Source organism: Ruminococcus sp. 1001136sp1_2201st1_G3_2201SCRN_220225 (assembly GCF_040924365.1).
GTDB lineage: Bacteria > Bacillota > Clostridia > Lachnospirales > Lachnospiraceae > Blautia_A > Blautia_A faecis.
The window spans coordinates 64,154-73,793 of the sequence record NZ_JBCOME010000001.1; the positions used below are offsets into that span (position 1 = coordinate 64,154).

7 protein-coding genes and 1 pseudogene are annotated in these 9,640 nt (G+C 38.7%); 2 read left to right on the forward strand and 6 right to left on the reverse strand.

Features of this window, described 5'->3' with window-relative positions; all coding sequences use genetic code 11:
• Positions 1-3 precede the first annotated feature (3 nt).
• Entirely contained in the window at positions 4-282 is a 279-nt protein-coding gene (locus tag AB5642_RS00340; protein ID WP_118580910.1) for a helix-turn-helix transcriptional regulator, read from the forward strand.
• A gap of 322 nt (positions 283-604) precedes the next feature.
• On the opposite strand, the gene AB5642_RS00345 is transcribed toward AB5642_RS00340, so the two are convergent.
• The 4 genes and pseudogenes from AB5642_RS00345 to AB5642_RS00360 all read right to left on the reverse strand — a co-directional run.
• Positions 605-2,413, reverse strand: a complete 1,809-nt coding sequence (locus tag AB5642_RS00345; protein WP_118580913.1) for a Na/Pi cotransporter family protein — start codon at positions 2,411-2,413, stop codon at positions 605-607.
• 352 nt (positions 2,414-2,765) lie between these two features.
• Positions 2,766-3,545 (reverse strand): YibE/F family protein, encoded by a 780-nt coding sequence (locus AB5642_RS00350; RefSeq protein ID WP_173715631.1) that lies wholly within the window; start codon positions 3,543-3,545, stop codon positions 2,766-2,768.
• Complete coding sequence (locus tag AB5642_RS00355) at positions 3,545-4,642, reverse strand: YibE/F family protein (protein WP_173718401.1); 1,098 nt, start codon at positions 4,640-4,642, stop codon at positions 3,545-3,547. The genes AB5642_RS00350 and AB5642_RS00355 overlap by 1 nt, the downstream gene beginning before the upstream one ends.
• 577 nt (positions 4,643-5,219) lie before the next feature.
• Positions 5,220-5,405, reverse strand: a pseudogene (locus AB5642_RS00360) (ABC transporter substrate-binding protein); the annotation flags it as partial.
• Between the two features lie 227 nt (positions 5,406-5,632).
• On the opposite strand from AB5642_RS00360, the gene AB5642_RS00365 reads away from it, so the two are divergent.
• On the forward strand, positions 5,633-6,067 hold the full coding sequence (locus AB5642_RS00365; RefSeq protein ID WP_173715632.1) for a Fur family transcriptional regulator: 435 nt from the start codon (positions 5,633-5,635) through the stop codon (positions 6,065-6,067).
• A gap of 7 nt (positions 6,068-6,074) precedes the next feature.
• Here the strand turns inward: AB5642_RS00365 and AB5642_RS00370 are convergent, their stop codons facing one another.
• Positions 6,075-6,374 (reverse strand): hypothetical protein, encoded by a 300-nt coding sequence (locus tag AB5642_RS00370; protein ID WP_173715633.1) that lies wholly within the window; start codon positions 6,372-6,374, stop codon positions 6,075-6,077.
• 53 nt (positions 6,375-6,427) lie between these two features.
• Positions 6,428-9,289 (reverse strand): glycoside hydrolase family 3 C-terminal domain-containing protein, encoded by a 2,862-nt coding sequence (locus tag AB5642_RS00375; RefSeq protein ID WP_173715634.1) that lies wholly within the window; start codon positions 9,287-9,289, stop codon positions 6,428-6,430.
• Positions 9,290-9,640: the final 351 nt, after the last annotated feature.

The following is a 9,640-nucleotide window of genomic DNA, read 5'->3' on the forward strand; positions in this document are numbered from 1 at the left end:
GTGATGATAAAATACGACAGATTCTGGGAGACATTGAAAAAACGCCATATTTCACAGTACTATCTCATTAATGAGTGTGGAATCGAAAAAAGGTTATTGCGCAGACTTCGGGACAATGAAAATGTAGAAATCTTTTCATTAGACCGAATATGCACTGTTCTTAACTGTGATCTGGATGATATAGTAGAATACGTACCCAATAACCCTGATATCATTGAGGATGCGAAAACAGCCCAAAAAGAGGCAGCCGCATCACATCCTGTTCACACTCCATCGAAATAACTGGTGCTTCAGACTCCCACAGTATAAACCATACATAAACTATACGTGTCTCAGCTCTGATAAACACGTTTTTTTGAAAAAGAATAAAAATACTTACATTTTTATTTTTTTGCACGGATGCCTAATTCTTTGTTTCGGCTGAGTGGAGAGAGTTTGGAATTATTTTTAGAGCATTTTGTTCTTTTTTTTTATATTGTTTTTTAGTTAATCCAGGGTATTAATTTTTCCATAAAGAACCCTGCTGCATAAAAAACACCGCCAGGTGACTTTCGCATTTTATCTGCGAATTTTCATCTGACGGTGTTTTTATCTTAAAAATTATTTATTCAACCTCTTCCGGCTCCATACTCAGCTTATGCTCCACTTCTGTGCCAATATCATACTTCTGTCTGTATTCCTTAAAATAAGTGTAATATTCCAGACTATCTGTAGGATAAATCCTGGAGTTGTGAATGTGGATATCGGTTGTCTCTTCCCCACTTTTCATAAGTGCTGTCATGGCACTTGCACAGTGGGAAGCAATACGTCCAAAGCTGTTCAGAATATCGCTGAACACAGTTCCCTCTTCCAGTCCGCATTTGCCCTGGCTGAGGCGCTCTGCATGGCGCATCTTCAGTTCATCACAAAGTCTGGTGATTACCACGCCAAGTGGTGCAACACGCTGTGCGGCTTCTCTGTCATCGTTCATAAATGCATTGCAGGTCACATTGATTTCCTCACGGACTGCATCCATGACTACATTCAGCTCATCCCATGCTGTCTGAGAGAAGTTCGTGTGGTTGTCATGCATTTCGTTGGACATATGTGCGATGTAGGAAGCGTGATCGCCAATTCTCTCAAAGTCATTGATTGTGTGCAGATAAAGGGAGGTCTGGCGCGTCTGGGCGGTGTTCATCTCACGTTTGGTGAGCTGGATCAGATACTCTCCAAGACGGCTCTCATATTTGTCGATCAGGTCTTCCTTACGCTGTACCTTATCATATTTATCCTGCTGATAATCATTCAGAAGGTTCATAGCTCTGTTTACATTCTTACGAAGCTTCTTGGCCATACCATTCATAGCACGATGACACTGTCCAATTGCAAGTGCAGGATAATTTAACAGACGCTCTTCCAGAAGATCGAAGTCTGCCTCGTCCTCCAGCTCCTCTGCGCTGTCCTTAACCAGATAGCAAACCAGTTTCTCCAGCTTGGAAATAAACGGGAAAAGCACCACAACGGTAGCCACACGGAAAATGGTGTTCAAAAATGCGATGGATACCGGAGTCATGATCATATCCAAAAATCCAAAATGAATGAACGCATTCAAGGTATAGAATACAATGGACCACAGGATCAGACCGAATAAGTCATTCAGCAAATATACAAGAGCTGTTCTCTTACCGTTCTTATTCGCTCCAACTGCAGAGATCAGTACCGGACATGCAGCACCAACACCGATACCAAGAACAATTGGAAATGCACTTGCAAAGGTGAGGATTCCGGTTACGGAAAGAGCCTGCAGCACACCAACTGTTGCAGATGCACTCTGAAGCACTGCGGTAAATGCAATACCTACCAGAATACCTGCAATTGGGTTGGAAAACATTGTCAGCATATCAATAAATACAGGACTTTCACGAAGAGGAGAAACTGCTCCACTCATCATCTGCATACCATTCATCAGAATAGCAAAGCCCAGCATAATGTTTCCAATATTTCGGTATACAGATCTCTTACAGACCATACGAAGCATGATACCGATTACAGCAACTACTGCTGAAATAGTGGCTGTAGAAAGAATACTTGCAATTCCACCGGAGCCCTGGATATAAGACAGACACAGAATCCATCCTGTAATACTGGTTCCGATATTTGCACCCATGATAATACCAATTGCCTGTTTCAGCTTCATCATACCGGAGTTTACAAAACCGATTACCATAACGGTAGTGGCGGATGATGACTGGATTACACTGGTAACACCTGTTCCAAGTGCTACTCCCTTCAGCGGGGTATTGGTCATTTTGTAAAGGAATGCTTCCAGCTTATTACCAGCAACGGATTTCAGTCCGTCTCCCATCAGCGACATTCCAAAAAGGAAAAATGATACTCCGCACAGCAAAGATAAAACCATTGAAAAAATTGCCATGTTCTAATCCTCTGTTGTCGTTTCCCTCTGCCAATTCTGCAGAGGCGACCTTTCTTTTCAAAGTATTTTCTTTTGTTAACGTGGATTTTTCTCAATTTTTACATATCCTTAATTATTATGCCATAATCATAGGCTGATTACAATATTTGATTAATTTCAAATTGTAATTTTTTGCGGTTCAAAATTTCCATTTTTCTGTATAATCTGACGAAATATATGGTAATTTTTATTTCTATTCAGCTTACTGACGATAAGTAGATACCATTATGCAAGAATCTTACACACAACCGGCATCTCTCTTATCAGTGACATCACTATATATAAAATTCCCATCTTCTGATTACCATGTAATTTAAGCGTTTAATTGCTTTTTATCTGGATTAATATATCTGATCTGCCAGATAATGCATTTAATTGATACTGGAACTGCAACAAGACAGGCAATAGCACCAAATAGCATAATCGCAACATCCTGAAAGAGGAATCTGGAATTGAGAATGATTTCCAGACTATATTTTTGTGTCTGCACATAGGAAAACAATAAAATACTCCCTCCAAGATATGCAAAAAGCAACGTGTTTACTGTTGTGCCTATAATTTCTTTTCCCACCTGATACCCTGTTGAAGTAAGTTCTTTCTCTACCAGACTGTTTTTATGAGTCCAAACTTCATACACAGATGACGTCACAGACAGTGCAGTATCAATGACAGCTCCCAGAGTGCTGAAAACACTTACAAAAACAGCCACATGAAGCATATTAATACTGATATCTGTGTTGTAATAGTACATAAAATCCTCTTCTGAAATCTGAAGTTCATTTAAGCCATAGCTTCCTGTTCTCCACGTAATAGCAAAAATCGGAATAAACAGAATCAGCATTACAAACAGTGTAGCCAGAAAGGCAGCTCGCGTTTTGACATTATTTCCATTCTGATAAAACAGAGAATTATAACAGACACCTGCTCCTGCCGCCAGTATCAGAAGCAGTGCGGGAAAACCAGCTGACATCAATATAACCGAAAAAAACAGAATAATAATATTACCTGCCAGTGCCATGATTGAAACAGCTCCACGTTCTCCTCCAATTGTAATCATCAAAAAAAGCAGCACTAATGTAAGAAAAAGAATCATTATTTTCCACTCCTTTTCAGTGATGGTATTTTCATAATAATCGAAGCAATTAAAACAGATACTGGTATTGCCAGCACTATTCCAATACTTTCTATCAGAAAGCGACAGATATCATATGGAATGTGATATCTTACAAGCGTTATAAATCTGATCTCATTATTCATTTTTAGAATAAACATTGGAATCATGCCACTTGCAAGAACAAATAACAGTACATTTATCATGGTTCCCATAATATCATATCCGATTTCCCTTCCCGAATGTATCAGCTTTCTTATAGAAACTGATGGATTTTTGCGAACAATTTCACCAGTTGCTGCACTTATAGTGACTGTTACATCCATAATCGCTCCAAGCCCTGTCAGCATAATATCTGTCCAGAATATGTCGGCTGAATTACTCATGCTTCCAAGGTATTCCAGATTAGAATAATCTAAATCTCCATACCTGTGAATAGAAAAATCAAACAGCATCATAATCAGGAAAAGAACACATAAAGTCGAAAGAACAGCAGCCCATGTTTTCCTGTGAATTCCATTCAGACAGATCAATGTAGTCAACGAAAAAAGAAGTGCAATTACATTACATATTCTCAGAATATTCTTTCCATCTCCCAAAAGTTGAAATCCGTACGCAAAAATCAATGTATTCAGTATCACTGATACGATCGTATAACCCCCCTGTTTTCTCGTAATATAGATCAGAAGAATAATCAGACCACCCACCAGTACGACCAGATAGATGTCACGTTTTACAGAACGTATAGTTTTTCCAGGTCTGTCTTTTGACCCATTCAGAAGTACCGTATCTCCTTTATGGTATTTCTGCGTCTGAACCTGTGAAGAAGTGTATTCGTTAGAAAGTGTAATTTCTTTACCTTTATATGCACCGTTCAATATCCGGGCTGTAATTTTCTGAGTATAATAGTGTTCTTCTGCACCTCTGGTTCCTTCTCTGCTCATGGTTTCCATTTCTGATACAGAACATATTTTTGCCAGAGGAGTGTGATAGAATCTGGCATTAAAACAGGTAAATATAACACAGATAATATAAATGCCAGCTAAAAGATATTTTTTATGAGATAGACAAAATTTCATTGAATTTATTTTCTCCTTCCAGATTAATATTTCTGCCAATATCGCATTGTACGCTTTTATTCGATGTTGGTCAATGTAAATTGCAGATTATTTGCAAATATTGTTGGCATTTTGATACTGTTCACTGGTAACGTTCCGCGAGGTGTTTTTTGTGAACAAAGTTCACAGAAAACCCGAGAGTTGCGGCGCGAAATCATGCAAAGCATGATTTCTGTGCATCGCGAATCGCGTTACTGTGAACGGAGTGAACAGTAACGGCATTTTTTTCTGTCCCGCGCCAGCATCTATAATACAAATAGTTTGCATTTACACAAAATTATTTTCTATTTCCGGAGTTAATAAATGATAGATAAAAGGCCCCAAAGCTCTGTTTCAAACATTCTGATGGAGCAAAATATATACCTTATAAATAGTTTTCTTGAATCAAGCTATCTCTGTTTAATAAATAGGATAAACATATTCCTCTTCTGACGGCTCTGCGTCTTCTATATCAGTGACAGTAATTTCCATCCCTTTATGTTTGTCATAGTGATATGTACCTGTTACATTTATCCATGCATCCTGCGTCAAATCAGAAGGCAGGTACCATATTGGTAACCTCAATCTTATCCCCTCCAACCTTTGTTGCAAAATCATACATAGGATAAAAGCTTGCCATAACATTTATTTTTTTTCCAGAAGAAGTATCCTCAGTTTCTGCTGCATATGCCAGATTAAAAGAACCAATGCCAAGTGCTGTTCTAGTTAATAATTTTTTTCTCATAATAAAATCCTTTCTGCACAAACCTGATGTGCCTGAAAATAAAATTTCAAAAGCATATTATCTCATCCGCTTAAAATAAGCGCAAACCATTTGCGTTTATTAAAATAACGCATAGAATACCGGCCGTCAATAATATTTGCAAATTATTTGCATTTCTGGAGCATAATTGACTTAGGCGAAATAAAAAGATACAATAGAAAAAAGCACATATGAAAGGAATAAAGAAAATGGCTGAGCGAAAACCCTATACTACAAAAACAAGACAGATTATTCTGGAGTATTTGAAGTCCCAGAAGGCTGTCACTGTCAGTGTGGCTGATATTGAAAAATATTTAAAAACTGAAGGAATTAAGGTAAATACAACAACTGTATACCGATATCTTGACAAGCTTTGCGCCGAGCATATTGTAATCAAATATCCGGATCTGAACAGTGATAAAGCTGTGTTTCAGTTTGCAGGAGAAGAAAAAAAATGCACAGAACACCTACATCTGAAATGCATCAGATGTGACAAGGTTGTGCATCTTGACTGTGACTTTATGGATGAATTTAAAGAGCATTTGTATAAAGATCATGGCTTCCGGCTGCATTGCAGCGGAGATATGCTTCATGGCATCTGTCAGGACTGTGAAAACAAAAAAATTTCTTCTCCACAGAGCTGACTGTCTTTTAGTAAACAACAGTTTCCCCGTCTTCCAGCATATCATAGTTAGAAACACCGTACGCTGTTAATTGGCCACGCATCGTAAAGCGTGTAACTGATGCATGAGCAACATTATCCATATGTGTCAGATAAAGCTTCGCCTCTGGTGCTGTCAGCGAAACATTCCATACATCCTCAGCACTCATAATCAGACGGCCATTTTCCTTTGTTTCAGCAGCACAACACGAGATGGAAAACCTGTCAATTTCTCTGGTCTGCCAGACAGTTTTTCCACTGAGGATCGCTGCCTTTTCTTCTATTGTCATCTTTTCAACCAATTTTTACTGTTTCATAATTGTTTTCCATCCCACTTTCATCCTTATTCAGCATTCTTTCTTTTCTTATATCCTCTAATTACCAGTACTTCCATTCCTGCCATGAAAAGGGCTATTACAGTGTCGATACCAATTCCTGCTTTTTTCCAGTTTTCCATACCTGTTTCTTCGTGTTCTCCATCATAAGCCCAACTGCTTACAACTGTATACATGACATTTTTGCAGGCATTTCTCATCTGAAGTACAGATGTTGGATGCTCTGGATTGGCTACATTGTTCTCTTCTCCATTGAATGTAGACAACATTACATCTACTCCATTCGCCAAAGCTGCATCTGCATTCATAAATCCATGACCATTGTTTCGGAAGAAGTCTGTAAGCGCCATTCCCCTGAATCCCCATTCATCTCTGAGAACTGTATTCATAAGGTTACTGCATTCTCCAGTCCATTTATCTCCAAGGAAACTCCAGGAAACCATAACCGCATTTGCTCCACCTTGTTTTACAGAAATCTCGAATGGTTTCAGATAAATTTCCCGGATTGCCTGCTCATTCGACCAGACACTTACCATTTTGGCATTACCTTCATACATAGCAAAATGTTTAATGTAAGAATAAACTCCGTATTTTCTTGCTCCTTCTACTGCTTTTGCTCCCATATTTCCTGAAAGAATTCCATCTTCTGAGAAATATTCATAGTTTCTTGCACCAAATGCGGTTCTATGAGTATTCATTCCTGGTGCATACCAGCCCTCTGCACCCATTTCCTGACTGATCTTGCCCATGCATTCACCCCAGGTTTGTGCAAGTTCCTTATTCCATGTGGAAGCAATCACAACTTCAATCGGAAATCCAATAGAACCAACCCCTGTAAAGTTGTTATTAATTGCTGCCGGTCCATCGAAATCAAGTGTAGCCACTTTTCCCACAGAATCCATGGCTGCTGTCTGATAACCAGCCATTGCAATCATATTTGCCATTTCATCAACAGAAAGCTGATCCAGAAGTTTTTCCCAACGAGGGTCGTCATAATCAGCATCTCGCATATCCTCTAATGTAAGTCCGTTATCTGCTCCCGTTGTCGGCATTACATCCTCATCATTAAGATATGTAGTCTTATCAAAATTACTGTTCAGATGATATTCAGAAGCATATGGCTCACCCAGCTCTGCAGATGCCGGTTCTGCTGTAGCCTCTTTATAATTTGCAAAATGATCTGCACGTGACAGATATGTCACATCGCCTTTTGCATCTTCAAATACATTTGTTGCTGCAGTATCATCTGATACTCTTTTATTTTCTTCCTCATATACTACATCAGTATCTGCAGTATAAGTTTTCTGATCCAGCACAGTGTGTGAATCGCTGTTGATAGAGATCACATAATCGCCTTTTTCAAGAACATACGCTTTTGCATTATTCTCATCATAAGAGGCCATATCTTCTATACTGAATGTAACTGTAACGGTCTGAGATTCTCCCGGCTGAAGCAGATCTGTTTTTGCAAACTCGATCAGATTTGCAGAAGATTTCTCAATTCCTCCATTTGTATATGGCGGTTTATAATACACTTCTACTACATCTTTTCCGGCAACATCTCCGGAGTTGGTTACTTCTACATCTACAGAAATCTGTCCGTCTTTTTCCTCCAGTTCACCCATTTTCTGTTCAAATTCTGTGTAACTCAGACCATATCCAAATGGATACTGTACAGTCTTGTCGTAATCAATCGCACCTTCCTGTACAGCTGTTTCATAGTACTTGTATCCTACATAAATGCCTTCCACATAATTGGTAAATGCCGGAGCATACACCTGCGCAGTTCCTGCGTTCATTCCTTCAACGGCCATATCTGCCAGATTTGTATACTCCGTTTTTTCTGCATTATTCCACCACGGAGCAGTCGTCATATCATAAATAAATGTATCCGGTGTTTTTCCGGAAGGATTGACTTCACCTGAAAATACTTTACCTAGTGCATTAAATCCCACATTTCCCGTTCCTGGGCACCATACAACAGATTTAATCTGAGGATATTCATCTGCGAAACCAAGTTCAAACTGATTTGCTCCATTATAAATCACAATCACATTATCAAAGTTTGAGCAAACCATATCCACCATATCTCTCTCAGTTTGTGAAAGCTGTAAATAATGCTCTCCCTCAGGAAAATCATCATATTCATCAGAATTATTATCATATGCTGCTTTTCTTACATCCATAGGAATATCATTATGACCTTCACCTGCTTTTCTGGAAAGAACCACAACTGCCACATCAGAATACTCTTTCGCACTTTTAATAAGCTCATCACTGTAAGTATCTACAGGTGGCTCCGGTAATGTCCAACTCTGTTTCTGGATAGACATTTCCGGATTATCTGCACCATAATTGTTATAAAAATCAACCAGTTCCTGGTTAATAGAAAATCCGGCATTTTCAAGTCCCTGATTCAGACTGACAATATCATACAGATCATTAATTCCACCGGAACCTGCTCCTCCGTAAGCCGGATTAATAGATTCCCATCCAAAAATATTCAGTTTTTTTGTTTCATTTAAAGGAAGCAGGCTTTCATTTTTCAGAAGAACAATTCCGTCTTCCATTATCTCTTCTGCTACTCCTGCAGCTTCTTCATTTGTTTCATCACTTAAAGTTCCATTTCCCGTTGCCAGTCCGATCAACGTAGCCATTGGTCCAAAACAGATCATATTTACGCAGACAGCAACTGCAAGAACCATTGCGATCGCAGCTTCCCCTCTTATCAGAAATCTTTTGTCCCTGGACATTCTGCGGCATGCGATCATAATTACGATTCCAATTACAAGTGCGGCAGCAATACCGATAATATACGGTTTGCATAATTGTAATACCGCCAGAACATCTTCCATTTCAACACTGATCATTCTCTTTTTCCCTCCTTTGACTCTCTCGTCTTTTTAAAGTATCATTTCCTGTTGTCATTACTATAACATGGTTATTATTTCGTACCGTTTTTGGCACGAGATGCAGCAAATACCAAATACCGTAACCTTTATTGATCTTCCCCTTTCCGTTTGATATTTCCAGATATACTCTGTTAATTGTTTTACGTAAATTTCTTCATCTTCCACAATTGCATTCTTTGCAACTGTTCAATCACACAATATTGTTCCAGATTTTTATTATTATTTTATAAATAACTTTTATTTCAGTATATCACTGCTTCTTTCTTGCGTTAAGTGGATGTAATATTACAAATTACAGCTGTGCAATCT

Excerpts from the sequence above, each read along its gene's own strand:
- AB5642_RS00340 (WP_118580910.1), top strand. The coding sequence starts at position 4 with ATGATAAAATACGACAGATTCTGGGAGACATTGAAAAAACGCCATATT.
- AB5642_RS00365 (WP_173715632.1), top strand. The coding sequence starts at position 5,633 with ATGGCTGAGCGAAAACCCTATACTACAAAAACAAGACAGATTATTCTG.
- AB5642_RS00375 (WP_173715634.1), bottom strand. The coding sequence starts at position 9,289 with ATGATCAGTGTTGAAATGGAAGATGTTCTGGCGGTATTACAATTATGC.
- AB5642_RS00345 (WP_118580913.1), bottom strand. The coding sequence starts at position 2,413 with ATGGCAATTTTTTCAATGGTTTTATCTTTGCTGTGCGGAGTATCATTT.
- AB5642_RS00370 (WP_173715633.1), bottom strand. The coding sequence starts at position 6,374 with ATGACAATAGAAGAAAAGGCAGCGATCCTCAGTGGAAAAACTGTCTGG.
- AB5642_RS00355 (WP_173718401.1), bottom strand. The coding sequence starts at position 4,642 with ATGAAATTTTGTCTATCTCATAAAAAATATCTTTTAGCTGGCATTTAT.
- AB5642_RS00350 (WP_173715631.1), bottom strand. The coding sequence starts at position 3,545 with ATGATTCTTTTTCTTACATTAGTGCTGCTTTTTTTGATGATTACAATT.